The organism is Micrococcaceae bacterium Sec5.7 (assembly GCA_039636785.1).
Lineage (GTDB): Bacteria > Actinomycetota > Actinomycetes > Actinomycetales > Micrococcaceae > Arthrobacter.
This window is the reverse complement of the sequence record CP144169.1, coordinates 3,847,744-3,873,168: the sequence shown is the minus strand read 5'-3', so window position 1 is coordinate 3,873,168 and position 25,425 is coordinate 3,847,744. Positions and strand designations below refer to the sequence as shown.

The window sequence follows — 25,425 nt, the reverse complement described above, 5'->3', positions numbered from 1 at the left end:
GTAGGCTGAAACCGTGCCTGACTCCCCTCCCGCCACAGACGTGCCCGTTCAGCCCAGCCACCCCGCCAAGAGCCACAGCCGGGAGATCCTGCGCCTCGCCGTGCCTGCCTTCGGTGCGCTTATTGCCGAGCCCCTGTTCCTGCTGGCCGATTCGGCGATCGTGGGGCACTTGGGTGTCGCGCAGCTGGCGGGCGTGGGCCTGGCTTCCGCGGTGCTGCACACTGCTGTTGGCCTGATGGTGTTCCTGGCCTACTCCACCACCCCGGCGGTTGCCCGTGCCGTGGGCAACGGCAACATCGGTAAGGCCCTCGGCGCCGGGCGCGACGGCGTCTGGCTGGCGCTGCTGTTGGGAATGGTTCTCGCGGCCGCCGGGTTTGTTGCCGCGGAACCGCTCGTGGAACTGATGGGAGCCACCGGGGAGGTGCGCTCCTTCGCGGTGGACTACTTGCGCTGGTCGATGCCCGGGCTGGTAGCAATGCTCCTGATCTTCGCCGGGACCGGGGTGCTGCGCGGGCTGCAGGACACGCGGACCCCGCTGGTGGTTGCCACCGCGGGCTTCGCCCTGAATATCGTGCTCAATCTGGTGCTGGTCTATGGCCTGAACTGGTCCGTGACAGGTTCCGCGGTGGGCACCAGCATTGCGCAGTGGGCCATGGCGGCCGTGTACCTGGTCATGGTCCAGAAAAACGCCCGCCGGCATGGGGTTTCGCTATTCCCGGACTGGCATGGAATCCGGGCCATGACCAAGGTGGGTTCGTGGCTGATGCTCCGGACGCTCAGCCTGCGCCTGGCCATCCTGGCAACGGTCCTGGTGGTCACGGCCCAGGGCCCCGTGAACCTCGCCGCGCACCAGCTGGCCATGACCATTTTCTCCTTCCTCGCCTTTGCGCTCGATGCCTTGGCCATCGCCGCCCAGGCGCTCATCGGCAAGGAATTGGGCGCGTCCAATCCGGCCAGAGCGCGGCTGCTGACCCGGACCATGATCCGCTGGGGTGCCTGCTTCGGCGTTGTGACCGGGGCGCTGCTGGCTATTGCTGCGCCGTGGGCCGGCGCTCTGTTTACCTCCGACGCCGGTGTCCAGTCCGCACTCACCCTCGCACTGTGGGTGATGGCCATAGGCCAGCCCATCGCCGGCTACGTGTTTGTGCTGGACGGGGTGCTTATTGGCGCCGGCGACGCGAAATATCTGGCGATTGCCGGCGTCGTCAATCTTGTGGTGTATCTGCCTCTGCTGCTGGCTGTCCGATTCTCCGGAGTCGACGGCGCGGCGGGGCTCGTGTGGCTCTGGGCGGCGTTTTCGCTGGGCTACCTGCTGGCCCGCGCACTGACTCTGGGGTTCCGGTCGCGGACGGACCGCTGGATGGTGCTCGGTTCGCACTAGGTCGACGGCGCACTAAACTGGTCCGGTGACTCAACCAGCAATCCCGGCAGAATCCGCCCCCGCGCCCGGCCATCGGGCCGACCTGTGGCAGCCGGTCCTGCTCCGGGCCGCCGTGGCGCTCGTGTTCGGTGCGCTGACCATCTTCTGGGCTTCGCCGTCAGTCGACGTGATGGGCTGGGCCGGAGGCATCTACCTGCTGGCCACCGGGGTGGTGTTGATCTGGACCATCAGGAAGGCGGGCTTCCGCAGCGAAGTGCTTCCGGGCCGGATCCTGTCCGCGGCAGCATCCGCAATGACCGGATCGGGCATTGCGGTGGCCGCGCTGCGCGGGGATCTGCTGTTCGGCGTCATCGCAGGCCTGGGACTGGGGCTGATGGGTGTGGCTGAGCTCTACTTCGGCATCAGGTTCCGCGGCCGCCACGTCCTGGCGCGCGACTGGCTCACGTCAGGGTTGCTCGGCATCGGCACAGCCATCGCGCTGCCGTTTTTCATTGGCATGGGCGCCCATGCCTTGCTCGGTGTTGCCGGCGGCGGTGCCATCATCTCGGGCGTGCTCTGGACGCTGGCAGGCCTGAGCCTGCGGCACGATGCGCGGACGGCCCCTGCGAAGGCCGTAAACTAGAGGCAGAGGTTCTACTCCGTGTAGAACAATTTCTGTTTGGAACAACCGCACATCAAAACGGGCAGGCCCACGGCCAACGCCCCCACGGGAGGAAGCACCTTGGCAAACCAGAAACCAGGAAAACCGCGCAATCTGCGGACCTCGGTGAAGGGACCGCTGATGTTTTCCGCGTTCTGGGCCGTGCTCGCCTTCTTCGCCGTCCTGATCTTCGCGTCCGGCGGAAGCGCCCGTACCCCTCGTTTTGACCTGGCCTTCACTGGCGCCGGCATCGCGTTCATTGTCACCCTGGTGGTCGCCGCCATGCTGTCCATGAGCTACAAGGAAAATGCCGAGCATCTGGGCAAGGGCTCCGGCGTAAACCTGAGCTCCAAGAAGTCCCCCCACGGGTCCGGCGGCCACGGATCGACGTCCGGCACGCCTGCCCCGGACAGCGACGATACTATGCCCGACGCCGGCTCCCGCTAGTTTCGGCTTCGCCCCGTCTTTGGGGCCGTCACGCGGCGCGCCTTTTTGGGCCGGTCCGAATCAGCGTGCCCCGGATTTCCGCGGTCCCGTGCCGGGGGTGAAGCAATATTCTGCGTGGCGTGACGCGCTGTGACGCCCCGACGGCGAATCCCGACGGTGCATCCCGACGGTGCATCCCGACCGTGCATCCCGACGGCGGCTAGCCGGCGGCCGCCTGGCGGGCCCGGTACGCCGCCACATGGGCGCGGTTGGCGCAGTTTCCGGTATCGCAGTACCTCTTCGAGCGGTTCCGGCTCAGATCTAGCACAACGGCGTCGCAATCGCTCGCTGCGCAGACCAGCATGCGGTCCATTTCCATGCTGCGGATCACGTCCACCAGCGCCATGGCCGCCTCGGTGCCCATTCTGTCGGACAGCGGAGCTTCCCCGGTGGTTGCGTGAAGGTGCCAGTCCCACTGGTCATGTTTCATCAGCTGGGGGAGTGCGTGGGCCTCCCGGAGCATCTGGTTAACGGTCTCCACCGCGGTGTCCTCATCGGCCGTCCAGAGAGCCGCGAGCTGGCTCCGGAGCTGGTGCACACTGGCCAGTTCGGCCGCGTCCCGAGCCCTGGACCCCGTGAATCCTTCGGCTTTGAGGAACCTGTCCAGGTCTGCGAACGTCCCCAGGGTTTCCTCCTCGTTGGCGGCGCTGTTGATCAGGTTCACCACGGTGCGCAGGGCAACTTCGGTGTCAGGTGCAAAAACCATCTTGACTCCTTACATGGCCGGGCGTAATGTCATGACCATAACCCTACTTTACTCCTGACAGGAGGCAGCCGTGCCTGCCGCAATCGCTCCCGCCGGACCGCCGGCTTCAGCCCTGAAGGTGCGCACTCCGGTTGGCGGCGCTGCTGGCTTCATGGCCTCCGGTTTGGGGATTGCCCTGTTTTCCTCTGCCGTGTTCGGGATCTCCGGCTCTTTCGCCAAGGCCCTCCTGGAAACCGGCTGGTCCCCGGGTGCCGCGGTAACAGCGCGCCTGACCGGGGCTGCCCTTATCCTGGCGATCCCGGCCATTCCCGCATTGCGCGGACGGTGGCACCAGCTGAAGGACAACTGGGTGACCATCCTGCTCTTCGGCCTGATCGGTGTGGCCGCCTGCCAGCTGTTCTACTTCAACGCGGTGGCCCGGCTGTCCGTGGGCGTGGCCCTGCTGCTCGAGTACCTGGCCCCCGTGATCATTGTGCTGTGGCTCTGGGCGGCCGGCCGCAGGCGTCCTCGCGCGCTCACTTTCGGCGGCACGTTGCTGTCGCTGGGAGGGCTGGTCCTGGTGCTGGATCTGACGGGCGCTGTGAAGATCGATTTCATCGGTGTCCTCTGGGGAATCGCGGCGGCTGTCTGCCTGGCCATCTACTTCTTCATTACGGCCAGGGAAAATGACTCTCTGCCGCCAATCGTCCTGGCCTCCGGCGGGCTGATGGTCGGCGCCGCGGCGATGTGGCTGGCAGCGGCAACGGGGCTCCTGCCCATGGCCTTCAGCACAGCCGATACCAAACTCGGCCCGTGGGTCACGCCGTGGTGGGTGTCACTTGCTGGTCTGGTGGTGCTGGCAACCGTGGTTGCCTACGTTTCCGGAATCGTGGCCGCGCGCGCCCTCGGTTCGAAGGTGGCGTCCTTTGTTTCGCTGACCGAGGTGCTGTTCGCCGTGATCTGGGCGTGGCTGCTGCTGGGCGAGCTTCCGGGCCCCATCCAGTTGCTGGGCGGCGTCCTGATTGTTGGCGGCGTGATCCTGGTCAGGATGGACGAGCTGCGCGGTGCTCCCGGTGTCAGCCCGGCTGCCGGTTCAGGCGCGGACTCAACTCCCGCTCCCGTGCACACACCGCTGAACCGTGCGAACGACGTCGAGCCTGCCCCCCGAGGGTGACTGTCCTTAGCCGCGGGACCCGGAGGCGGCGCTCAACCTGCTTGCGCCGCGTTTGCCGGCATGGACCGGCCACGCACTGCGAGCAGGCTGAAGAGCAGGGCCAGCAGGGCAGTGACGACGAGCAGGAGCAGGCCGATTGAGTAGCTGTTGGTCTCGGCATTGTAAGTGGCGCCCATGACCAAGGGCGGAAAGTAGCCGCCGAGGCCGCCCGCAGCACTGACGATGCCGCTGATGCTGCCAATTTTCCCCTGCGGTGAAAGCACGCCAACCCAGGCGAAGACGCCACCCGTTCCGAAGCCCAGGGCCGCAGCCATGGCCACGAAGGTCAGGCCGGCGGGCACATCGCCATCGGGACGCAGATTCACGATCCAGCCGAGAACCGCGACGCCGGCCAGCGCCACAACGACGACAGGCTTGGGACCGATCCGATCCGCCAGCACACCCCCGACGGGCCGGGCCAGGACGGCGGCAAAGGGCGAAGCCAGCGGTCCGGGCGCCCGCTTCGCTTGGATCGAAGTGGTAGACATCCTTCAAGTAGGTGGGCAGATAGGTGGCGAAGGAAACAAAACCGCCGAACACCACGGCGTAGAGGAAACACATCTTCCAGGTGACCGCCGTCCTGGCTGCGTCGGCCAGCTTCGGTGTGACCAGTGCGGTATTTGGGGACCAGCCGGGTGCCTCCTTCATGAGGAACCAGACCAGCGCAGCCATGACAATCAGGAGCACGGCGATCAGAATGTGCGTGGGGACGTAGCCGATCGAGGCCACCAGCCGGGGATTGAGAAAGGCCGCAAGGGCGGTGCCACCCATCCCTGCGCCGAAAATCCCGGTGGCGAACCCGCGTCTGGCCGGTTCGTACCAGGCACTGACGGAATGCCCACGGCAAAGACGGTGCCGGCGACGCCCAGCAGCAGTCCGGCGATCAGCACCAGAATGAAGGACTCGATGGTGCCTCCGAGGACGACCAGCAGTACCGGCCCCACGGTGGCCAGCAGCACGAAGGTAAACATCACCCGTCCGCCGAACCTTTCTGTCAGCGTTCCGACTATGATCCGTCCGAGCGATCCGACGAACACGGGCATGGCGACGAGAACGCCGGTGGTGGCGGGGCTCAGGTGCAGCTGCTGCGTATAGCGGGCGCCCAAAGTTGCCACAACATTCCAAGCCCAGAAGCACACGACGGAGGCGGCGGTGGCCAGGACCAGGTTCGGCGTCCGGCCGCGGACCGTGAACGTGATGTGCGGTGCTGAGTTGGCCACGGTTTTCTCCTGGGTGTCAACGGTTCCGGGTATCTCGGTCCCGGGTTCCGACCGCGGACCATCCGCGGCGTGCCGGTGCGCTGGACGTCCGGCCCTTGTCCCTGGACCGGTAGACGATGTACGGGCGGAAAAGCTAGTGGAGCGGCGCGGTGAAGGCGTGGACCAGGCGCGTGAACGGCCAAATGGTGAAGAGAACCATGCCCACCAGGGTGTGAAGATGGAAGGCGAAGGGGGCACTGGCCATGGCGGCGATGTCCGGCTGGAAGATGAACAGGGAGCGGAACCACGGAGCCACGGTTTCGCGGTAGTTGTGCCCCTCTCCGCCCTGCAGGACGCTGGCCAGAGTGGTCCAAAGCCCGAAGATTATGGCCGCGGTGAGGACGACGTACATAGCCTTGTCGTTCTTGGTGGTGGCCATGAACACCGGTCCGGTCTTGCGGCGGCGGTAGATAAGAATGATGATGCCGCCCAGTGTGCCGACGCCGGCGACGCCACCAACCAAGAGGGCGTTGACGTGGTAGAACTCCTGGCTCATCCCTACCGCCTGGGTCCATGACATGGGGATGACCAGGCCGAAGAAGTGGCCGGCGATGACGGCGAGAAGGCCGAAATGGAACAGGGGGGAGCCGATGCGCAGGAGCCTGGATTCGTACAGCTGCGACGACCTGGTGGTCCAGCCGAACTGGTCGTACTTGTACCGCCAGATCAGGCCGCCGACGAGAACCACCATCATGACATAGGGGAGTAGGTGTACCTGGAGAAGGCCGCGCCGCGCGGGCAGCCCCGCGGCTCGTACTCGGGGCTGTCCGGTCCCACGGAGGGGTAGTCCGTCTGCTGGGACTCCCAGGTGATGATTCCGTCTTTGACGTAGACCTTCCACGAGCAGGACTCGGTGCAGTTCACACCATGGGTGGACCGGACCACCTTGTCGTGGCTCCACCTGTCCCGGTAGAAGACATCGCCTTTCCTACCGCCTTCCCGGAAGACCGCTCGTCCATCGTGCGTCTCGTCCCACTTCGTGAAGAAGCGACCAAGTTTCAGCATTGCTTCTGACGCGGGTCCATCAAGGCCCGCAACAAACGGTCCGGCAGCCATGCTCACACCATATGGGCTGCCCATCCGCCGCGCTACGGCACGACGATTTGTCAACAAGAACGTGTACTAATTGCCTGTCGACCGGCATTTTTCCACGGGGGTGAGAATCGTCGCGGGCCTGGGCAGGCGTGGCGGCCAGGCACCGGCGCAGTGGGCACGTTCCTGGTGGCCGGGCTCCGGAAGATCCATTAGCTAAAGCCGTTCTGCAGCCCGAAACAACGTCGATGGGCACCGCGCCCCAAGCAGCAGTACCCATGGTTGCGGGCGCCATTCGCCGTGCCGGGAAGAGGGTCGATCTCAGGCGTTCCAGAGCCTAGCATGTTGATATGTGCCGGAATATCCGAACCCTCCATAATTTTGAGCCCCACGCAACCAGTGCCGAAGTTGAGGCGGCCGCGCTGCAGTACGTGCGCAAAATCAGCGGCAGCACCAAGCCTTCCAAGGACAACGAGGAAGCCTTCGAGCGGGCTGTGCACGAGATCGCGCATGTCACGCAGCACCTCCTGGATGCCCTGGTGACTCATGCACCCGCCAAGGACCGGGCCCAAGAGGCCGCCAAAGCCAAGGCTAGAGCGGCCATCCGCTTCGGTACAGCCTGACCGTGGCCTCCGCACCCAACTGACTCGCATTAGGTGTCGTCTGGAGGCCTCATAACGACAACAATTGCGAGTCAGTTGGGGCCGGGCGGCGCTACTTTCCGAAGTTGCGCAGCCGCAGCGAGTTGGTCACCACCAGCACGGAGCTGGCGGCCATCGCCGCGCCCGCGATCATCGGGTTGAGCAGGCCCAGCGCCGCCACCGGGATGCCGACCGCGTTGTAGAAGAACGCCCAGAACAGGTTGGTCTTGATGGTGGCGAGGGTTCTGCGCGAGAGCTCGATCGCCAGCGCCACGTGCCCGAGATCATTGCCCATCACCGTCAGATCAGCGGCTTCAATGGCCACATCAGTGCCCGATCCCATCGCGATGCCGAGATCGGCCTGGGCCAGCGCTGCGGCGTCGTTCACGCCATCGCCCGCCATGGCTACGGTGGCGCCGCCGGCCTGCAGCTTGCGGACGGCGTCCACTTTGCCTTCCGGCAGCACACCGGCAAACACATCCCCAGCGGAAATCCCGACGGCGGCACCCACCTGGGCGGCCACCGCGGCGTTGTCTCCGGTCAGCAGGATGGGACGCAGGCCAAGCTTTTTGAGCCGGGTGATGGCCGCCGCGGAGCCTGGCTTGATGGTGTCGCGCAGGCTGATGATGCCTGCGGCATCCCCGTCTACGGCAACCCAGATGGCGGTGGCACCGGAATTCTCGGCGGCCCTGAGTGCTTCGTGCTGCTCCGGCGTAATGGCGATGCCGTTCTCCTGCAGCCAACCGGTCCGCCCGGCAACCACCGGCCGCCCTTCCACGGTTCCCACCACTCCGCCGCCGGGAGCGGAACGGAAGTGCCCGACGGCGGGGAGCTGCGCGCCGTCGTCGTGCCGGGTTGCCACGCGGCTGACAGCTTGCTGGCTTTCCGCGTGGAGTGCAGCAGCAGCGATGGCGTGGGCGATGGGGTGTTCGGAAGCAGCCTCGACGGCGCCGGCAAGACGCAGTACGTCGGCCTCATCAAACGACCCGAACGCCAGCGTGTTGTCCACGGCGAGCTGCCCGGTGGTCACGGTACCGGTTTTGTCCAGCAGGATGGTGCCCACGGTGCGGGTGTCCTCGAGGACCTGCGGGCCCTTGATCAGGATGCCCAGCTGCGCGCCGCGGCCGGTGCCGGTCAGCAGGCCCACCGGCGTTGCCAGGCCGAGCGCGCAGGGGCAGGCGATCACCAGTACAGCCACGGCTGCAGTGAACGCCGCGCGGAGTTCGGCCTCGCTGATGGCAGGCCCGGCGATGAGCAGCCACACAACGAAGGTGAGTACTGCGATGGCCAGAACTATGGGAACGAACACGGCACTGATGCGGTCCGCGAGCCGGGCGATCGGGGCCTTGCCTGTCTGCGCCTGGGACACGAGCCGGCCCATCTGGGCAAGCGTGGTTTCGGACCCCACGCGGGTGGCACGGACTATCAGGCGGCCGGAAGTGTTGATGGTGGCGCCCGTGACCTGGCTGTCCGGGCCCACTTCAACCGGCACGGATTCGCCGGTCACCAGAGAGGCGTCGACGGCGGAGGTCCCCTCGATCACCACGCCGTCAGTGGCGATTTTCTCACCGGGGCGGACCACCATGACGTCGCCCACGGCGAGCTGATCTGCGGGGATCTTGTGCTCGGCGCCGTTCTCCAGGACGGTGGCGTCCTTGGCGCCGAGGTTCAGGAGCGCCTTAAGGGCGTCGCCGGCTTTCCGCTTGGCGTTGGCTTCAAGGTAGCGGCCCAGGAGCAGGAAAGTGGTGACCACGGCTGCGACCTCGAAGTAGAGACCGCCTGCCATGCCCTCCATGCCGGGGTGCTCGGTCAAGCGGGGGTCCGCGAACAGCTGCCACGCTGAGAATACGTAGGCCGCGATCACGCCGATGGAAACCAAAGTGTCCATGGTGGAGGCAAAATGCCGGGCGTTGACGGCAGCGGCCCGGTGGAACGGCCAGGCCGCCCAGCTGACCACCGGCAAAGCCAGCGCGCCCGCCACCCAGCCCCAATTGGCGAATTGGAAGGCCGGGAACATCGAAATCGCGAAGACCGGAACCGTCAGGATGGCCGCGACAATCAGGCGCGGGCGGAGCTTCGAGGCCGCCGGGCCATGGGCCATATGGTCGCCGTGAGCGGCGCCTACGGCGACTTGCTGCGCGTGCTCGCCAGTCGCGTCGCCACCGGCGACATGCTCTGCATGCTCGCTCGTGCCTCGCTTAGACGCATGCTGCCGCATATCCCCGGCGTCGCCGCTGCCAACATGTTCTGTTTCGCGGCCGCCATTTGCACCCCGGATGGTGGCTTTGTAGCCTGTGGCGTTCACTGTGTCCACGATTTGCTGGTTGGTGACATGGGCGGGGGCTGTGACGTGGGCGGATTCGAGGGGGAGGTTGACTGTAGCCTCCACGCCGTCGAGTTTGCCGAGCTTCTTTTCCACGCGGTTGACGCATGAAGCGCAGGTCATGCCCTCGATATCAAGTTCAATCACCCGGCTCCCGGGCTGGTGAAGCAGTTGCTCGTTGCTCATGGGCGCCTAGGCCTCGTTGGCTACAACGAGGTAGCCGGCCTCGGCCACGGCTTCGCCGATTTCCGAAGGGGAGAGCTCCTGGGTGGAGGTGATGGTGACGGTGGAGATGCCGCCGGCGTTGAGATCGACGTCGACGGTTTCGACGCCGGCCAGCGATTCAAGTTCCTCGCTGACGGATGAGACGCAATGGCCGCAGGTCATGCCGGACACATTGACGTTGGTGGAGATGGTGCTCATGGCTGGCTCCTTGTTGATGGGCTGATGGGGGTTGATCAGCTGGATGGTGTGGTGGGTGGTGTTGCCGCTATCGCAGCAGGCGCCCGATGGCATCTGAGGCCTCCTTCACCTTGAACTCGATGGCCTGGGCGCGCAGTGCGGGATCCGGCTCGGAGGCAGCGCCCACTACGCAGTGGCCGATGTGCTCCTCCACGAGTCCCAGGCTTACGGCGTGCAGCGCCTTGGTGACGGCGGAGACCTGGGTGAGGATGTCTATGCAGTACTTGTCTTCCTCGACCATCCGGGCGACCCCGCGGACCTGACCCTCAATGCGTTTGAGCCGGCGCAGGTACGCCTCTTTGTTGGAGGTGTACCCGTGCTGAGGAGGTGTTTCCACATCCGCTGGCCGTGTGACGGCTTCTTCCGGTGCGTTCATAGCTCCAAAGTATACCCCCTAGGGGTATGAGTCAAGTACCCCCAGGGGGTATGCCGCACGAAGTGTGAACGCCAGACCGGTAGCCTGTTGATATGAACGCCGCTTCCGATTACTTCCGCGCCAAGCTTCAGTTCGAGATCGACGTCATGGATGTTGCGGAGGAGCTGCCCGGCGGCGGCTTTGTGCTCGTTGACACCCGACGGCGGGCGTCCTGGGACCACGGCCACGTCCCGGGCGCCATTCACCTGCCGACGGCGGAAATCCCGGTGCGGGCCCTGGAACTGATTCCGGCGGGCAGCCGCGTGGTGGTCTATTCCTGGGGGCCCGGCTGCAACGGCAGCACGTTCGCGGCGCTTGCGTTCGCCGAGCTCGGCTATCCGGTCCGCGAGATGATCGGAGGCATCGAGTACTGGGCCAGGAACGGGCTTCCGGTGGAAACAGCAGACGGCGTCAGCACGTTGGCAGCAGACAGGCTGGTAACCGCCCACGGGCCCGCCGGCCAGGAGGCGCCGCCGTTGTGATTGCACGGCCGGTAATCCGGCGCCGCGACAGGACCGGGGCCTCGTCCTGGCTGCCGCTGCGATGGTGCTGGCGGAACTGCGACGGGGAGCGCCCCGTGCGCCGGGACAACAAGCGGCTGAAGTATGCCGGATCGTCATAGTCGACCGGCCGGGGGATGCGTTCAATCGAATAATCGCCGTCTGCGAGCAGGGACTGCGCTCTGGACATCCGCAGCTGCAGGTCGAACTCCTTGGCCCCACTCCCGTTGACGACGGCGGGACCTCCCGCCGTCGTCCTCTGCTGTCAGGCGCCGTTGCAGCCTGGCTGCAACCTTTGAATCCCTAACATGGGATCCAGGACGAAGACGTCTGTTTTCCAGAGGAGTAACCATGACTGTTTATGTACAGCCCGGCCAAGAAGGATCCAAGGTCCAGTTCAAGGACCGCTACGAAAACTGGATCGGCGGCGAATGGGTGGCCCCCACTACCGGCCAATACATCGAGAACGTCTCCCCGGTAAACGGCAAGCAGTTCACCGAGGTGGCCCGAGGCGCCGCGGCGGACGTCGAGCTCGCGCTGGATGCCGCCCACAAGGCCGCACCGGCCTGGGGCAAGGCCTCGGCCACCGAGCGCGCCGCGGTGCTGAACAAGATCGCCGACCGGATCGATGCGAACCTCGAACTGCTTGCCGTGGCCGAGACCTGGGACAACGGCAAGCCCATCCGCGAGACCCTCAACGCCGACATCCCGCTGGCAGCGGACCACTTCCGCTACTTCGCCAGCGCCATCCGCGCCCAGGAAGGCCGGTTGTCCCAGCTCGACGAGGACACCACCGCCTACCACTTCCACGAGCCCCTCGGCGTCGTTGGCCAGATCATCCCGTGGAACTTCCCCATCCTGATGGCCGTCTGGAAAATGGCTCCGGCCCTGGCCGCCGGCAACGCCGTGGTCCTCAAGCCCGCCTCCAACACGCCGGCTTCGATCCTGGTCTTGGCCGAGCTCATCGCGGACCTGCTGCCCGCGGGCCTGCTGAACATCGTCAACGGCTTCGGCTCGGAGGTCGGCAAGCCGCTGGCATCCAGCCCGCGTATCCGCAAGATCGCCTTCACCGGCGAAACCTCCACCGGCCGCCTGATCAGCCAGTACGCCAGCGCCAACCTGATCCCGGTCACGCTGGAGCTCGGCGGCAAGAGCCCCAACATCTTCTTCAACGATGTTGCAGATTCCAACGACGCGTTCTACGACAAGTCGCTCGAAGGGTTCACCCTTTATGCCTTCAACCAGGGCGAGGTCTGCAGCAGCCCCTCCCGCGCGCTGGTCCAGGACGGCATCTACGATTCCTTCATGGCCGACGCCGTGGCCCGGACCGCGAAGATCATCCAGGGCAACCCGCTGGACACCAACACCCAGATCGGCGCCCAGGCGTCGATAGGCCAGATGGAGAAAATCCTCTCCTACATCGACATCGGGCTCCAGGAAGGTGCCACGATCCTCGCTGGCGGGAACCAGACGGAGCTCGACGGAGACCTGGCCGGCGGCTTCTACGTTCAGCCCACCATCTTCGAGGGCAACAACAAGATGCGGATCTTCCAGGAGGAAATCTTCGGTCCCGTGGTTTCGGTGGCACGCTTCACCGACTACAACGACGCCATCAGCATCGCCAACGACACCCTTTACGGTCTCGGTGCCGGTGTTTGGTCCCGCAACGGTAACGTGGCCTACCGCGCCGGCCGCGAGATCCAGGCCGGCCGCGTCTGGGTCAACAACTACCACGCGTACCCGGCCGGCGCCGCGTTCGGCGGGTACAAGTCCTCCGGCATCGGACGTGAAAACCACTCCATGATGCTGGACCACTACCAGCAGACCAAGAACCTCCTGGTCAGCCACTCCGAAAACAAGCTCGGCTTCTTCTAAAGTCCGCTGAAGACCGACGCACGCTCGCAACAACGGCACCACGAAGGGTTATTTGAATGACGAGAATGCTGATTATTGGCCCTCCGGGTTCCGGCAAGGGCACCCAGGCGGAACGCATTTCGGAGCGCCTCGGCGTTGTTGCGATCTCCACCGGCGATATCTTCCGCGCCAACGTCAAGGGTGAGACGCCGTTGGGCGTCGAGGCCAAGAAGTTCATGGACGCCGGGGATTTCGTTCCGGACAGCGTCACCAACAAGATGGTGCGGGACCGCCTCAGCGAGGGCGACGTCGACGGCGGCTTCCTCCTTGACGGTTACCCCCGCACCACCGCGCAGGTGGACTACCTTGACCAGATCCTCGCCAACACGGCGCAGAAGCTGGACGTCGTCCTGCAGTTGACGGCGGACGACGAGGAACTGGTCACCCGCCTGCTGGGCCGTGCCAAGGAAACCGGCCGGAGTGACGACACCGAGGCCGTTATCCGTCACAGGCTGGACCTCTACCACGAGCAGACGGAAGCCGTGGTGGCGAAGTATGCCGAGCGCGGCATCCTGACCCAGGTTGACGGCATCGGCGGCATCGACGAGGTCACCGACAGGGTGATGCGCGCCATCGAAAACCCGAGCAGGGTCTCCGTCGTCAGCGGCCGCTAGTCCCAGGTCGCAAAAGGCGAGAGGACGACGGCGGTTCCTCCCGCCGTCGTTCTCTCACCGCGGTTGCTCGACGCGCTAACCTATTGCCGTCGTCGTAATTCAACTCAGTGAAGAACTACGCGGTAACCGCCAGGGCGTCAATCTCCACCAGCATCACTTCGTGCGGGAGGTCAACGAAGACCGTGGTGCGGCTGGGGAGGGCGCCGCTGGGGACGTTCTCGCGGATGAACTCGCCGTAGACGTCGTTCATGGCCGGGAAGTCATCGCGGGTGGTCAGGTAGACGCGGAACATCAGCACGTCTTCCACGGTGGAGCCGCCGGCTTCCAGGATGGCCTTGACGTTTTCGAGGGTGCGGCGGGTCTGGACGCGGACGTCGCCTTCGCCGATGTACTGGTTGGTGGCGGGGTCCATGGGGCCCTGCCCGGACACCTGGAAGAGTCCGCCCTTCTGGATGCCCTGCGAGAAAACGTGCGCCGGGGCGGGCGCGTTCTCCGTCAGTACTACTGTCTTTTCACTCATGAGGTGGTCCTTTCGTGGTTGGTCCAGCCGAGGTCATGCGAGATGGCATCGGTGCTGGCTTTGAGGCCGGGAAGCAGGCCCAGCAGTCCTTCGTGGCTGAGCATTACCACCGGCACCGAACATGAGGCGGCAGCTACCACTGCACCGCTGGCATCCCGGATGGGTGCCGCGATGCAGTGCACAAAGGCCTCATGCTCGGCGTTGTCCTGCGCCCAGCCCTGCAGCTTGACCTGCTCCAGTTCGGCGAGCAGGGCCTCGGGCGAGGTCAGGGTGTTGTTGGTGACCTTGACGTAGTCCAGTCCGGCGGCGATCCGCTCCTGCCGGCTGCGCGGCATATCAGCGAGCAGCACTTTGGCGACGGCGGCCGAGTGGAGGGCCGCCGTGAGCCCGATCCGCGAGTACATGCGGACCGGGTGGTGGGATTCGAACTTGTCGATGTACACCACTTCATTGCCTTCGAAGGCGGCAAGGTGAATGGTGTGTCCGGTGCTGGCATTGAGCTCGGCCAAGTGCGGACGGGCCACAGCGCGGATGTCCCGTTGTTCCAATGCCAGCGAGGAGAGTTCGAAGAACTTTGAGCCCAACCGGAACCGTTGTTGCTCGTCCCGGACCACAAACCGCTTCTCCTCCATGGCGTGCAGGAGGCGCATCACGGTTGTCTTGTGGACCGAGGCTTTGGAAGCGAGTTCGTCCAGCGTGGCTGGCTGGGCGGCGAGCTCGGCCAGCAGGTCGATGGCCCGCATCAGGCTCTGGCTCATGGTGCCACCTTTCCGTTCAGGGTTGATTCCAGTGCGGGCGAACTGAATTGCCCGGCCGCAACATGGGTTTCCGCCCAGTGAGTATCGCTGCATTCCAGGATGGCGGACATCAGGCCGGCCTCGGGAAGCGGGCCGCGGTCGCCCTGGACGGTGAGCGTGCAGGCGGCGCTGACGTGGCCCCTTCTGAGGCTTGCTTTCTGATTGAGTCCGGACAACATGCCACTCAGGTAACCCGCAGCGAAGGAGTCGCCGGCACCCACGGGTTCCAGCACCTCCACGGACAACGCGGGCACTTCCTCGCGCCCGCCGTCGTGGCTGAGCGCTATGGCGCTGATGGCTTCATTTTTGATAACCAGCACCTGCGGATCCGGGAGCAGGCGGCGCAACTCGGCCTCATCGGTGGTGCCGAAGGCATGTTCGGCTTCGTCCTTGCCCACCAGCACCACGTCTGCGAGGTTTGCCAGGTGACGCAGCGCCGAGCGGTCCTGCCCGGACCAGAGGGCGGCGCGCCAGTTGACGTCGAAGCTGATGATGCGGCCGTGCCGTGGTGCTTGGAGGATGGCTTCGATGAGGACGCGGCAGTCGGCCGAAAGCGCTGCCGTGATACCGCTCAGGTGGATGAGTCGGGCGTTCTCCAGGAGCCCGGCGACAGCCGGGTTGTCCAGCAGGCCGGGACCCATGGCCGAGGCAGCGGAACCCTGGCGGTAGTACAGAACTGAACTGCCGCCGTCGGCCTCCGGAACCGGCGCCGGTACCTGTGCCGGTACTTGTGCCGGTACTTTGACGTACAACCCGGTAGGCAGCTTGGGGTCTATTTCCACTCCGGAAACCCCCACGCCGTGGATGCGCAGCTCGTTCAGAATGCGTGCACCAAAACCGTCGTCGCCTACCCTGCCTACCCAATGGGAGTCCAGGCCCATGGCAGCGAACCCCATGGCCACGTTCGATTCGGCACCGCCGACGCCGAGGTGCAGCGACGTGGCCTGGTGCAACGGCACGGGCTGGTCAGGGGTGAGCATGGCCATCGTCTCACCAATACATACGGCTGAAAGCATGTAATTCCTGCACTCCCTCTTGCGCTTTGCAGCGGCACTCAGCAAGCCGCGGAGCATCCTGTCCGACGGCGGAATGGGAACCTTCCGGGTATGCCCCGGCCTTGACTCCCTGTCCGGCACCATGTTAGACATATCACTAACAGATTTGCAACACGCGTTGCAAAATACGCAACGCTAGATAAATCATGCTCCCCTGAAGGGACCCAACCCTGTGAATACCTCCACTTCCGGCAATGGTGCCGCCGCTGCCGCCGCTGCCGCACGTCCAACCGCCCCTGGTGCCGCGCCCATCGCGGCGGAAACCGTGGCGGAGCTGAATAGCATCCGCCTTGATTGGCGGCATAAGGCGATGCCCGCCACAGCAGCCGGGCTCGCGGCAGGGGACTTCATCACGGCCGGACACCGGCTGGGCGAGCTCCAGACCCCGCTCCTCACCCTGGATGCCAGGGCGATGCGCAACAACGTGGAACGGCTGGCCGCCTGGTGTGACCAGCACGGAGTGCTGCTTGCACCGCACGGCAAGACCACCATGGCCCCCCAGCTGTGGGCCGAACAGCTCAAGCGCGGGGCCTGGGGAATTACCGTGGCCAACTTCGCCCAGCTCCGGGTGGCCCGGGAATTCGGCGTGCGCCGGCTCCAGCTGGCCAACAGCCTCACCGATCCGCACGCCATCGAATGGGTGGCCGGGGCAGCGAGTGCCGGGCAGCCGATTCTGTCCTGGGTGGATTCCACCGCCACAGTGGACGTCATTGAACACACCCTCGAGGCCGCCGGAAGCAGCGCCGTGCTGGATGTGTTGGTTGAACTTGGTGGCACCGGCGGACGGACCGGTGCACGCGGAGTTGACGCAGCCCTGGAGGTAGCGCGCGCCGTTTCAGCGTCCCGGCACGTGAGGCTCGTTGGCGTGAGTGGCTACGAAGGTTCGCTGGCACATGCCGCCGACCCGGACAGCCTGGCCGCAGTGCGCGGCTACCTGGGGCAGATGAAACAGCTCCACGAACAGCTCCTGCAAGCCGGCCTGTACGCCGTGGATGCCGATATTATCCTGACCGCCGGCGGCAGCGCCTACTTCGACGAGGTTGTCGATGTGCTGTCGCCGTGCATCTCGGCAGGCACCGCGACAGGCGTAGCAGCCGACGCCGACGCAGGCACGGCCGCGGCCGGCGCCGGTACCGGGGGCCCCGCCGTCGAGCTGATGATCCGAAGCGGCGCCTACATCATCCACGACGACGGCTTCTACCGCGGGATCTCGCCATTCTCGCGTGACGGAAGCGAGCCGTTTGCTGCCGGTATGCACGGCTGGGCACGGGTGGTGTCCCAACCCGAACCCGGCTTGGCCATTCTCGACGCCGGCAAGCGTGACCTTCCGGTGGACGAAGGCCTGCCGCAGCCCCAGCTGATCGGACCCGTACTGGGCGGTCCCATGCAGCCGCTCAAGGGAGCCAGCATCACTGCCGTCAATGACCAGCACTGCTTTATGGCGTTCGACGCCGGCACCACCGCTGTGCGCCCTGGGGACGTTGTGCGGCTTGGGCTTTCACACCCGTGCACGGCCTTCGACAAATGGACCCTGATTCCGGTGCTGGCCGACACGGACCGGGACCAGACCGTGGTGGACCTCATCCACACCTTTTTCTAGGAGCACCCGGATGAAAACACTCATCAGCAACGCCATCCTGGTGGACGGCACCGGTTCGCCCCGCCGTACGGCAGACGTTCTGCTGGACGGCACACTGATTGCGAAACTGGCGCCGGCCGGATCCCTGACGTCGGAGAGCGCCGGCGCGGACCGGACCATCGATGCCACCGGACTGGTCCTCAGCCCCGGCTTCATCGACATGCACGCGCACTCGGACCTGCAGCTGCTGATCAATCCGGACCACTACGCCAAGCTCAGCCAGGGGGTCACCACCGAACTGCTGGGCCAGGACGGGCTGTCCTATGCCCCCGTGGACGACGTCACGCTCGCGGGTGTCCGGCAGAAGATCGCCGGCTGGAACGACAACCCCGAGGGCTTCGACTTCTCCTGGCGGACCGTGGGCGAGTACCTGGACCGGCTGGACCGCGTTGATCCGGACTGCCAGGATCAAACGGCAGCCGGCGACGGCGGCCGGATCGCCACCAACGCCGCCTATCTGGTGCCGCAGGGCACCGTCCGCGCCATGGTGATGGGCTTCACGGAAGGAGTCGCCACCCCGGGGCAGCTGGAGCAGATGCAGGCGATTATCCGGACCTCCATGGAGGAAGGCGCCGTGGGCATGTCCTCCGGCCTGACCTACACACCGGGAATGTACGCCAGCACCGAGGAACTGGCGGAACTCTGCCGGACGGTCGGGGAGCTGGGCGGCTTCTACGCGCCGCACCACCGCTCCTACGGCAAGGGCGCGCTGACGGCCTACGCGGAGATGATCGGCCTGAGCCGGAGCACCGGCTGCGCCCTGCACCTCTCCCACGCCACCATGAACTTCGCCGAGAACAAGGGCCGGGCAGGCGAGCTGCTGGACCTCATTGACGAAGCCCTCGACGGCGGCGTGGACATCACCCTGGACACCTACCCCTACCTGCCCGGCGCCACCACACTCTCGGCAATCCTGCCCAGCTGGGCCTCCTCCGGCGGAACCGAGGCCACGCTGGAGCGGCTCGGTGACGCCGGCACCGTGGAGCGGATCCGGGAAAGCGTGGAAATCTACGGCTCGGACGGCTGCCACGGCGTGGTGGCGGAGTGGGAGACCCTGGAAATCAGCGGAGTGCAGAACCCCGCACTCGCTGGTCATGTGGGCAAAACCATCGCCGGCATAGCGGCTGGATCCGGCGCGGCGCCCTTCGATGTCTTCGTGGATATTCTCCGCGAAGACAGGCTGGGCACCGGCATCCTGCAGCACGTTGGCCACGAGGAAAACGTGCAGACCATCATGATGCACCGCAGCCACACCGGCGGCAGCGATGGAATCCTGGTGGGCGCCAAGCCGCACCCCCGCTCGTGGGGAACCTTCACCCGCTACCTGGGCCACTACTGCCGGGACCTGGGACTGCTCTCTCTCGAAGAGACCGTCCACCATCTCACCGGCCGCCCCGCGGCCCGGCTGAAGCTGCACCGGCGCGGACTTGTCCGCGAAGGATATGCGGCGGACCTGGTGCTGTTTGACCCGGACACCGTCCGCGATGAAGCCACGTTCGACAACCCCCGCCAGGCATCCGCCGGCATCCACTTTGTGTTCGTCAACGGCACGGCAGCGATCGACGGCGGGCAGCCCACCGGCGCCCGCGCCGGACGGGCCCTCCGCCGGCAGCGCGACGGACGCACCCGAATAGGAAGTACCGAAACCCATGACTCCTGAAGATTTCATCCGGCAGCTCGAGGCCGACCGCACCCTCGCGGTGGTCCGGGCGCCCTCCATCCCCGACGCCGCGGAACTCTGCCAGGCACTGGCCGACGGCGGCATCCGCACAGTTGAACTGACCTTCACCACCCCGGACGTACTCCGGCACGTCAAACGGGCGGCGGAGACCGCCGCCCGGCATGGTGCCGCCGTCGGAATCGGCACGGTGCTGACCGGCGATCAGGCCCGCGCGGCCATTGACGCCGGCGCGCAGTTCCTGGTGACTCCCGGCCTGCGGCCGGACGTCGCGGCGGTTGCCGCGGCCGCCGGGATCCCGTTCAGCCTCGGCGCCATGACCCCCACCGAGGTGGCGCAGGCCCTTGATCTGGGGTCTCAAGTGGTCAAAATCTTCCCCGCCAGGCAGCTCGGCCCGGCCTATCTCAAGGACCTCCAGGGCCCGTACCCCGGAATCCGGCTTCTTCCCTCCGGCGGCATCGATGCCGCCAACGCCATGAGCTATCTCGACGCCGGCGCCGTGGCCGTCTGCTGCGGAACCAGCGTTGTTCCCCCGGCAGCGGTGGCAGCCGGCGAGTGGGCCGACATTACGGCCAGGGCCGCCGCCTTCACCGGCACCCTTAACTGATCCTTCCCAGAAAGAACCCCCCATGAACGAGTTTTTGAACTGGCTGCGGCATGACACCGCCGGCCTGCTCCTCCTGGCCGGAGTGGGCATTGCCCTCCTGCTGTTCCTGATCATCAAGGTCAAACTGGAGCCCTTTATCGCCCTGGTGGGCACCGGTGTGATCGTGGCCCTGGTGGGCGGGGTCTCCGTGGAGGCCCTGGTGGGCTCCGCCACCAAGAGCAGCGACGCCCTGATTGAAAAGGGGTTCGCCGGAATCCTGGGTCACATCACGGTGATCATCGGCCTCGGAACGGTGCTGGGTGCCATCCTTGAACGGTCCGGCGGCGCCGAGGTGCTGCTGGGCCGCCTGGTGAAGATCTTCGGCGAAAAAGGCACCCCGCTGGCCATGGGCATTACCGGCTTTGTGCTCGGCATCCCGGTGTTCTTCGACATCGGCATCTTTGTCCTGGCGCCCCTGGTCTACGTGGCGGCGATCCGCGGCGGGAAGTCCCTGGCACTGTACGCGCTGCCGCTGCTGGCCGGCCTGTCCGTGACGCACGCCTTCCTGCCCCCGCACCCGGGACCTGTTGCTGCGGCCGGCCTGTTCCACGTTGAGCTGGGGTGGATCATCATCATGGGCCTGGCCTGTGGCATTCCGGCCTGGTTCGCGTCGGGCATCCTCTGGGGAACCTGGATCGGCAAGCGCGTGATGATCGACGTTCCCGAGGACCGGATCATCGATGAGGCCGAGGAAGCCAGGGGCCATGAGCCGTCGATCGGACTGGTGTTGCTGGCCATCGGCATGCCCATGATCCTGATCCTGGGCGGCACCTTCGGAAACATTTTCGCCCCGGATGGTCCGATCAAGTCCACGTTGCAGTTCTTCGGCAACCCGGCGATCGCCCTGACGGTGGCTGTCCTTCTGGCCATGTGGCTGCTGGGCACACGCCGCGGCATGAGCTCCGCCGAACTGAGCGAGATCACTTCGTCCTCGCTGCGCCCGGTGGGCATGATCCTGCTGGTTGTCGGCGCGGGTGCGTTCTTCGGCGCGGTGCTCTCGGCCACCGGCGTGGGCACCGCAGTGGCCGGGTCGCTTTCCCAGGCCGGCCTTCCGATTATCGTCTCCGCGTTTGTTATCAGCGCAGGCATGCGTATTGCCCAGGGATCCGCCACGGTGGCCATTGTCACCACCGGCGGAATCCTGGCCCCCGGTCTGACCACCGGCGACTTTTCCCAACCCCAGCTGGCGCTCATTGTTATGGCCATCTCCTCGGGCTCCATCATCGCCAGCCACGTCAACGACGGCGGTTTCTGGATCATCTCCAAGTACTTCAACATGTCCGTCAAGGACACGCTGAAGACCTGGACTGTCCTGGAGACCGTGCTCTCCGTTGTGGGCTTCGGGATGGCCGCGCTGATCTACCAGTTCGTCTAATACGAAAGTAGGGTTGGTCGGGCTGCGGTGGCCGGGGTGATGGTGACGTTGAAGCCGAGGCTGTTGAGCTTCTTGATGGCGTTGTTTTTTGCTTTGACCGGGTCCAGGCGGGTGAAGTGGTCCGCGCCGGGGTCGGCGTAGCATTCGCCGTCGGCAAGCATGTGCCAGACCGCGCTGAGGATGGAGTGCTCCACCGCGACGATGGCTTTCATTGGTCCGCGGCGGGCGGCGATGCGCCGGTATTTGGCGGCCAGGTAGGTGTTCTTGGACCGGGACGCGGACAGGGCCGCGATGCCAAGGGCTGCCTTGAGGTATTTGTTGCCGGGCAGGATGTGGGCGGATTTGATCCGGCCGGCCGATTCGTTGGAGCCGGGACAGACGCCGGTCCAGGACGCGAGCCGGCCCGGGGATTCGAAGACGGACATGTCCGCCCCGGTTTCGGCGATGATCACGTCGGCGACTTTGAGTGAGACTCCGGGGATGGTGGCCAGGAATTCCCTGGCGGCACGAAAGGGTTCCATCGCCTCCTCGATCCGCCCGGTGAGCGCGTCGATGATGCCGGACTGGGCATCGATCTGGTCCAGATGTAGCCGGGCCATGAACGCGTGATGTGCCTTGAAACGGCCCGTCAGCGCATCCACGAGCTCGGGGATTTTGGACCGGAGGGTGCCTTTGGCGAGGCCGGCGAGGACCTCGGGATCCCGTTCACCGCTGATGAGGGCCTCGAGCATCGCCCGGGAGGAGACCCCGGTGAGGTCCGCGACCACGGAGGAGAGCTTGATGCCTGAGCCTTCCAGGAACTTCTCCAGGCGCTGGATTTCACGGGTCCGGTCACGGGTGGCAATCGCCCGGGCCCGGGTCAGGTCCCGCAGTTCACGGATCGGTTCCGGCGGGACAAAGGAACCGCGCAGGAGGCCGTGCGCGCCCAGCTGGGCCAGCCATGCCGCGTCGGAGACATCGGTTTTGCGGCCCGGGATGTTCCGTGCCGCTTTCGCGTTGACCAGCATCACCGGCAGGGTGTCCTCCAAAAGATAGAAGAAGGGCTTCCAATAATCACTGGTGGCCTCCATGACGACCGTGGTGACGTGCTCGCGTTCGAGGAAGTCCCGCAGGGCAAGGATCTGGCCCGTGGTCGCGCCCCAGGTTGTGACCGTGGAGGTGTAGGTTCCGGCCCGTTGCCCGGGTAGTCGGAGACAGACCTTCGCGTCGCGTTTGGAAATGTCCAAACCGGCAGCCCGCTCGTGCACGATATCCATGACTGTTCCTCCTGACACCTTGACCTGGTTATGTCGGCGTCTGCCGCGGGGAGGACAGGGAAAACAGAGGAATCTAACACTCGTGCTCCAAAGGCAACAATCCACGGTTCCCGTGGAAGCCCTCCGCGCCACGCTAGCCCACAGGCTCAACCACAGCACCATAGACGAACCGGCGTCGACCGCGGCAGACACCTCCATGATCTGCCCGAAACCTCATCCGCGGCCAGAGCCCGAGGCGAGGCAACCGCGAACTTTCTCCCACCACGGCGCGACAGCGACGCTGGACCGCTAGCCCAAGGCTGGCGGCCCGGATATGCTGCGCTACTTCACGGGCTCGAACTTGCGCCCGGTTCGCGGCCCACCGTCAAAGAGCACCCCTAGGCGCACCGCACCTCCATCCGCCTGCAGGGACGGGATCAGGTAGCGCCGGCTTGGAGTGGGGCCTAGCTGGCATGGCAATACTTTGATAACGAAATTATAACTTTCGCGTGTTGTTGATTAGAATTGGAAAAGTACATGCCTCAACGGGGTATGCGTGTGACCGCTTCGCCAGACCCCGCCGGCCGTCCATGAACATTCAGTTATTAGGCGGGGGCGGAGGACCCACAGACGGTGCCATGGTGCACCTTGGGGTGAAGCCAGCTCTGTGATTGCACGCCCGTCAGGCGTCCAGCAGGGCAGTCCGGAGAGTCCACTCGTCCGAATCCGACAGCTAACTTCGCCGGCGCCGAGAGGACCCACATTTTGTTTTCCCACCGTAATCACGGCCGTCGCCGTGCCATTTCAGCGTCTTCGTCAAGCAAGAACCGCCGCCGTGTGGCTGCATGTACCGAACCAACACGGAAAAGCCGCGGCCAGCAGCTTGGCGTGGCAGCGGCGTTCACGGGACTGGTTGCCATGACCGCCTTATCCGCTGCACAGGCCGACCCGGGCCGGCTGGCCGCTGCGCTGGAACGTCCTGCCGTATCAGAACCCGCGGCAGCCACGCCGCCGGCGGTCACGGCAGATGCAAGCGCAGGCCTTGCTTTTGTCCGCCCCGACGTCAGCTCCACATCGGCACCCGCACCTTCAACCAAAGTCCAGTCAGCGGGAGCAGTTCCAGCGCCGGCAACGCCCAAACCGGACACCAGTAAGGCAGCTGCGCCAAAGGGGTTGCGGGCGCCGCTTGCCTCGATGACCGTCAGCTCGCCGTTCGGCTACAGGTTTAATCCGCTGACCGGGGCAAGCGGAGAACTGCATACGGGGATGGACGTGCCCGCACCTGCCAACACCCCCGTATCCGCCGCGGGCGCAGGGACGGTGACCGAAGCAGGATGGAGCCAGTTTGGCGGCGGCAACAGGATTGTCGTCGACCACGGCAATGGCCTGAAAACCACCTACAACCACTTGGCTACCATCGGTGTTTCCGTCGGGCAGGTTCTCGCCCAGGGTGCGCAGATCGCCGGAGTGGGCACCACCGGGAACTCGACCGGAAACCACCTCCATTTCGAGGTCATGGTGAATGACCAGGTGGTCAATCCGGCCACCTTTATCTGAGGAAACTCTCCCGGTCCAGTCCATCCAGCTGGTCATCCGTGGGTCTGACGAAGGCGGCAAGGACGGTCAGCAGCGCGGAATTCAGGCATTAAAAAGCTCCGGAGTGCGTTATTGGGGGATACGCACTCCGGAGCAGTCTTTGGGCAGGGCTTACATCCTCCTGCTTGGTCCAGCTTACTTGCCGGTAATGCCCTGCGCCAGCATGTCGAATAACTACTTTCGCTTTACTTTCCAGGGGCCCGGAATCACGCCGATTTCTGCCGGAACCCGGCATCATTGCTGCCTTGTTCCGGGTCCAGACTGAGCTGAAGGGCGTGAAAATCGAAGTGCTTAATGGGGTATTCGTACACATCTGACAGCGACATCCATGGCTTGAAGAACGGATCCCAGCGGTCCGGAAATGCCATCCGCCTGCGTAGCGATGCAGCGCTCTCCCGCGCCAGGTTCCGCTGAAGCGAGGCGGTGACGCGGCGCAGCTTCGCGGCCATGCGCTTTCTGTTGAACACGCGGGCCGCCGCTTTCGAACCGAGATAATTGACGACGTCGAACGGTGCAGTTCCGGTGTTGAGGAGCCGGGCGAATCCGCGGCTGATCGGTGGCAGGAGCCGCCCGAAGAACCTGACCAGCGGCAGGAGCGCCTGCACCACCATGTAGCCGAACACCATGTGGAACAGCAGTTCCTCGTTGGTCCAGCGGGTGCCCCTGCTCCGGCGCGTCAGGTCTTGGCGAGAGGCGGCAGCCAGCCAGCGCTCCAGTTCCAGGCAGTTGCGCAGATACCCGGCCGGAACCGGATCGATGCCGGACACTAGTCGTGCAGCTCTCCGTGAGCCGGCATCCTGTACGGCACCACGAGCACAGGATGGCTCTGATGATGGCTCAGCCACGCGGCAACCGAGCCATTGAGCGCCTCTGATATCCGGTGGCCCAGGCCCTTCTCCGACGTTCCGACAATGATCATGGGGGCGTTGCTTTCAGCTGCGAGTCTGGCCAGTGCCCGGGCGGGATCGCCGGCCAGGGTACGCAGGGTCCAGGCCACGGAAGAGCCTTCGGTTGCCGTGCCGATCACCGACTTGAGGTCCTGCGTCACAGCGCGGATATCGGCGTCGTCCTTGTCGGGGTGCAGGGAGAGCCTGTGCGCAGAACGGGCCGGATCCCACTCCACGAGGTAACTGGCTTCATCAACGTAGGCGCAAAGGAGCGGCGCAGCGAGCTTGCCGGCAAGCATGCCCGCAGTCCGGAGCACTTCGGGATGCTGGCCAGGCATCACACCGACAAGCAGGGGAGGCGGACCGCTGAAGAGTTCGGGAGACATACTCAATTGTGTGCCTACCCACCCTGCTTGAACAGGGCTGCCGCCC

At 65.4% G+C, this 25,425-nt stretch carries 23 protein-coding genes, 4 pseudogenes and 1 riboswitch; of the genes and pseudogenes, 13 read left to right on the top strand and 14 right to left on the bottom strand.

The window, feature by feature from the left end; all coding sequences use genetic code 11:
* Positions 1–40 precede the first annotated feature (40 nt).
* The 3 genes from V3C33_18525 (at position 41) to V3C33_18515 (ending at position 2,468) form a co-directional block, all read left to right on the top strand.
* Positions 41–1,381, top strand: coding sequence for an MATE family efflux transporter (locus V3C33_18525; GenBank protein XAS69796.1), 1,341 nt, complete (start codon positions 41–43; stop codon positions 1,379–1,381).
* A gap of 25 nt (positions 1,382–1,406) precedes the next feature.
* On the top strand, positions 1,407–2,003 hold the full coding sequence (locus V3C33_18520) for a hypothetical protein (protein XAS67394.1): 597 nt from the start codon (positions 1,407–1,409) through the stop codon (positions 2,001–2,003).
* A gap of 99 nt (positions 2,004–2,102) precedes the next feature.
* A complete protein-coding gene (locus V3C33_18515) occupies positions 2,103–2,468 on the top strand; it encodes a hypothetical protein (GenBank protein ID XAS67393.1) in 366 nt (121 codons plus the stop codon).
* 199 nt (positions 2,469–2,667) lie between these two features.
* On the opposite strand, the gene V3C33_18510 is transcribed toward V3C33_18515, so the two are convergent.
* On the bottom strand, positions 2,668–3,213 hold the full coding sequence (locus V3C33_18510) for a CGNR zinc finger domain-containing protein (protein XAS67392.1): 546 nt from the start codon (positions 3,211–3,213) through the stop codon (positions 2,668–2,670).
* Positions 3,214–3,364: 151 nt separating this feature from the next.
* On the opposite strand from V3C33_18510, the gene V3C33_18505 reads away from it, so the two are divergent.
* On the top strand, positions 3,365–4,366 hold the full coding sequence (locus V3C33_18505; GenBank protein XAS69795.1) for an EamA family transporter: 1,002 nt from the start codon (positions 3,365–3,367) through the stop codon (positions 4,364–4,366).
* 32 nt (positions 4,367–4,398) lie between these two features.
* Here the strand turns inward: V3C33_18505 and V3C33_18500 are convergent.
* The 3 pseudogenes from V3C33_18500 to V3C33_18490 form a co-directional block, all read right to left on the bottom strand.
* Positions 4,399–5,625 (bottom strand): annotated as a pseudogene (locus V3C33_18500) (MFS transporter).
* A 16-nt stretch (positions 5,626–5,641) separates the two neighbouring features.
* Positions 5,642–6,358: pseudogene (narI, locus tag V3C33_18495) on the bottom strand (respiratory nitrate reductase subunit gamma).
* A 5-nt stretch (positions 6,359–6,363) separates the two neighbouring features.
* Positions 6,364–6,720: pseudogene (locus V3C33_18490) on the bottom strand (hypothetical protein).
* Between the two features lie 326 nt (positions 6,721–7,046).
* On the opposite strand from V3C33_18490, the gene V3C33_18485 reads away from it, so the two are divergent.
* Positions 7,047–7,319: a DUF2277 domain-containing protein gene (locus V3C33_18485; protein XAS67391.1), complete on the top strand. Its 273-nt coding sequence runs from the start codon at positions 7,047–7,049 to the stop codon at positions 7,317–7,319.
* Positions 7,320–7,410: 91 nt separating this feature from the next.
* Here V3C33_18485 and V3C33_18480 read toward each other — a convergent pair whose 3' ends face one another.
* The 3 genes from V3C33_18480 to V3C33_18470 form a co-directional block, all read right to left on the bottom strand.
* Complete coding sequence (locus tag V3C33_18480) at positions 7,411–9,846, bottom strand: heavy metal translocating P-type ATPase (protein ID XAS67390.1); 2,436 nt, start codon at positions 9,844–9,846, stop codon at positions 7,411–7,413.
* A gap of 6 nt (positions 9,847–9,852) precedes the next feature.
* Positions 9,853–10,083, bottom strand: coding sequence for a heavy-metal-associated domain-containing protein (locus V3C33_18475; protein XAS69794.1), 231 nt, complete (start codon positions 10,081–10,083; stop codon positions 9,853–9,855).
* A gap of 67 nt (positions 10,084–10,150) precedes the next feature.
* Positions 10,151–10,498: a metal-sensitive transcriptional regulator gene (locus tag V3C33_18470; GenBank protein ID XAS67389.1), complete on the bottom strand. Its 348-nt coding sequence runs from the start codon at positions 10,496–10,498 to the stop codon at positions 10,151–10,153.
* A gap of 92 nt (positions 10,499–10,590) precedes the next feature.
* Here V3C33_18470 and V3C33_18465 point away from each other — a divergent pair, with 92 nt between their 5' ends.
* Entirely contained in the window at positions 10,591–11,019 is a 429-nt protein-coding gene (locus V3C33_18465) for a rhodanese-like domain-containing protein (GenBank protein ID XAS67388.1), read from the top strand.
* Here V3C33_18465 and V3C33_18460 read toward each other — a convergent pair.
* Positions 10,949–11,242: pseudogene (locus tag V3C33_18460) on the bottom strand (helix-turn-helix domain-containing protein). The gene V3C33_18465 and the pseudogene V3C33_18460 overlap by 71 nt on opposite strands.
* Positions 11,243–11,388: 146 nt before the next feature.
* Here V3C33_18460 and V3C33_18455 point away from each other — a divergent pair.
* Positions 11,389–12,912, top strand: coding sequence for an aldehyde dehydrogenase family protein (locus V3C33_18455; GenBank protein XAS67387.1), 1,524 nt, complete (start codon positions 11,389–11,391; stop codon positions 12,910–12,912).
* Between the two features lie 65 nt (positions 12,913–12,977).
* The gene (locus tag V3C33_18450) at positions 12,978–13,565 is read left to right on the top strand and encodes an adenylate kinase (protein XAS69793.1); all 588 of its coding nucleotides are present in this window, start codon (positions 12,978–12,980) and stop codon (positions 13,563–13,565) included.
* Between the two features lie 115 nt (positions 13,566–13,680).
* Here the strand turns inward: V3C33_18450 and V3C33_18445 are convergent, their stop codons facing one another.
* From V3C33_18445 to V3C33_18435, 3 genes are read right to left on the bottom strand one after another with little or no spacing between them, the layout of a single operon-like run.
* A complete protein-coding gene (locus V3C33_18445; GenBank protein ID XAS67386.1) occupies positions 13,681–14,085 on the bottom strand; it encodes a RidA family protein in 405 nt (134 codons plus the stop codon).
* Positions 14,082–14,843: an IclR family transcriptional regulator gene (locus V3C33_18440; GenBank protein XAS67385.1), complete on the bottom strand. Its 762-nt coding sequence runs from the start codon at positions 14,841–14,843 to the stop codon at positions 14,082–14,084. The genes V3C33_18445 and V3C33_18440 overlap by 4 nt, the downstream gene beginning before the upstream one ends.
* Entirely contained in the window at positions 14,840–15,898 is a 1,059-nt protein-coding gene (locus tag V3C33_18435) for a sugar kinase (GenBank protein XAS67384.1), read from the bottom strand. Before V3C33_18435 ends, V3C33_18440 begins: the two co-directional genes overlap by 4 nt.
* A gap of 211 nt (positions 15,899–16,109) precedes the next feature.
* Here V3C33_18435 and V3C33_18430 point away from each other — a divergent pair, with 211 nt between their 5' ends.
* Genes V3C33_18430 through V3C33_18415 form a run of 4 tightly spaced genes read left to right on the top strand, consistent with a single transcriptional unit; the run spans position 16,110 to position 21,275 of the window.
* A complete protein-coding gene (locus V3C33_18430; protein XAS67383.1) occupies positions 16,110–17,537 on the top strand; it encodes an amino acid deaminase in 1,428 nt (475 codons plus the stop codon).
* Positions 17,538–17,547: 10 nt separating this feature from the next.
* A complete protein-coding gene (locus tag V3C33_18425; GenBank protein XAS67382.1) occupies positions 17,548–19,236 on the top strand; it encodes a D-aminoacylase in 1,689 nt (562 codons plus the stop codon).
* Positions 19,226–19,861, top strand: coding sequence for a bifunctional 4-hydroxy-2-oxoglutarate aldolase/2-dehydro-3-deoxy-phosphogluconate aldolase (locus V3C33_18420; GenBank protein ID XAS67381.1), 636 nt, complete (start codon positions 19,226–19,228; stop codon positions 19,859–19,861). The genes V3C33_18425 and V3C33_18420 overlap by 11 nt, the downstream gene beginning before the upstream one ends.
* Positions 19,862–19,883: 22 nt before the next feature.
* Complete coding sequence (locus tag V3C33_18415) at positions 19,884–21,275, top strand: gluconate:H+ symporter (GenBank protein ID XAS67380.1); 1,392 nt, start codon at positions 19,884–19,886, stop codon at positions 21,273–21,275.
* Here V3C33_18415 and V3C33_18410 read toward each other — a convergent pair.
* Positions 21,272–22,531, bottom strand: a complete 1,260-nt coding sequence (locus V3C33_18410) for an IS110 family transposase (GenBank protein XAS67379.1) — start codon at positions 22,529–22,531, stop codon at positions 21,272–21,274. The genes V3C33_18415 and V3C33_18410 overlap by 4 nt on opposite strands.
* Positions 22,532–23,078: 547 nt before the next feature.
* Positions 23,079–23,270: riboswitch (cyclic di-AMP (ydaO/yuaA leader) on the top strand.
* Between the two features lie 158 nt (positions 23,271–23,428).
* Between V3C33_18410 and V3C33_18405 the strand changes: the two genes are divergently transcribed.
* Positions 23,429–24,067 (top strand): M23 family metallopeptidase, encoded by a 639-nt coding sequence (locus V3C33_18405; GenBank protein ID XAS67378.1) that lies wholly within the window; start codon positions 23,429–23,431, stop codon positions 24,065–24,067.
* Between the two features lie 245 nt (positions 24,068–24,312).
* Here the strand turns inward: V3C33_18405 and V3C33_18400 are convergent, their stop codons facing one another.
* Both V3C33_18400 and V3C33_18395 read right to left on the bottom strand, forming a co-directional pair.
* Positions 24,313–24,873 (bottom strand): DinB family protein, encoded by a 561-nt coding sequence (locus tag V3C33_18400; protein ID XAS67377.1) that lies wholly within the window; start codon positions 24,871–24,873, stop codon positions 24,313–24,315.
* Positions 24,873–25,379, bottom strand: a complete 507-nt coding sequence (locus V3C33_18395; protein XAS67376.1) for a universal stress protein — start codon at positions 25,377–25,379, stop codon at positions 24,873–24,875. Before V3C33_18395 ends, V3C33_18400 begins: the two co-directional genes overlap by 1 nt.
* Between the last annotated feature and the right edge of the window lie 46 nt (positions 25,380–25,425).

Excerpts from the sequence above, each read along its gene's own strand:
- V3C33_18510 (XAS67392.1), bottom strand. The coding sequence starts at position 3,213 with ATGGTTTTTGCACCTGACACCGAAGTTGCCCTGCGCACCGTGGTGAAC.
- V3C33_18505 (XAS69795.1), top strand. The coding sequence starts at position 3,365 with ATGGCCTCCGGTTTGGGGATTGCCCTGTTTTCCTCTGCCGTGTTCGGG.
- V3C33_18485 (XAS67391.1), top strand. The coding sequence starts at position 7,047 with ATGTGCCGGAATATCCGAACCCTCCATAATTTTGAGCCCCACGCAACC.
- V3C33_18480 (XAS67390.1), bottom strand. The coding sequence starts at position 9,846 with ATGAGCAACGAGCAACTGCTTCACCAGCCCGGGAGCCGGGTGATTGAA.
- V3C33_18475 (XAS69794.1), bottom strand. The coding sequence starts at position 10,083 with ATGAGCACCATCTCCACCAACGTCAATGTGTCCGGCATGACCTGCGGC.
- V3C33_18470 (XAS67389.1), bottom strand. The coding sequence starts at position 10,498 with ATGAACGCACCGGAAGAAGCCGTCACACGGCCAGCGGATGTGGAAACA.
- V3C33_18465 (XAS67388.1), top strand. The coding sequence starts at position 10,591 with ATGAACGCCGCTTCCGATTACTTCCGCGCCAAGCTTCAGTTCGAGATC.
- V3C33_18455 (XAS67387.1), top strand. The coding sequence starts at position 11,389 with ATGACTGTTTATGTACAGCCCGGCCAAGAAGGATCCAAGGTCCAGTTC.
- V3C33_18450 (XAS69793.1), top strand. The coding sequence starts at position 12,978 with ATGCTGATTATTGGCCCTCCGGGTTCCGGCAAGGGCACCCAGGCGGAA.
- V3C33_18445 (XAS67386.1), bottom strand. The coding sequence starts at position 14,085 with ATGAGTGAAAAGACAGTAGTACTGACGGAGAACGCGCCCGCCCCGGCG.
- V3C33_18440 (XAS67385.1), bottom strand. The coding sequence starts at position 14,843 with ATGAGCCAGAGCCTGATGCGGGCCATCGACCTGCTGGCCGAGCTCGCC.
- V3C33_18435 (XAS67384.1), bottom strand. The coding sequence starts at position 15,898 with ATGCTTTCAGCCGTATGTATTGGTGAGACGATGGCCATGCTCACCCCT.
- V3C33_18425 (XAS67382.1), top strand. The coding sequence starts at position 17,548 with ATGAAAACACTCATCAGCAACGCCATCCTGGTGGACGGCACCGGTTCG.
- V3C33_18420 (XAS67381.1), top strand. The coding sequence starts at position 19,226 with ATGACTCCTGAAGATTTCATCCGGCAGCTCGAGGCCGACCGCACCCTC.
- V3C33_18415 (XAS67380.1), top strand. The coding sequence starts at position 19,884 with ATGAACGAGTTTTTGAACTGGCTGCGGCATGACACCGCCGGCCTGCTC.
- V3C33_18410 (XAS67379.1), bottom strand. The coding sequence starts at position 22,531 with ATGGATATCGTGCACGAGCGGGCTGCCGGTTTGGACATTTCCAAACGC.
- V3C33_18405 (XAS67378.1), top strand. The coding sequence starts at position 23,429 with ATGACCGCCTTATCCGCTGCACAGGCCGACCCGGGCCGGCTGGCCGCT.
- V3C33_18395 (XAS67376.1), bottom strand. The coding sequence starts at position 25,379 with ATGTCTCCCGAACTCTTCAGCGGTCCGCCTCCCCTGCTTGTCGGTGTG.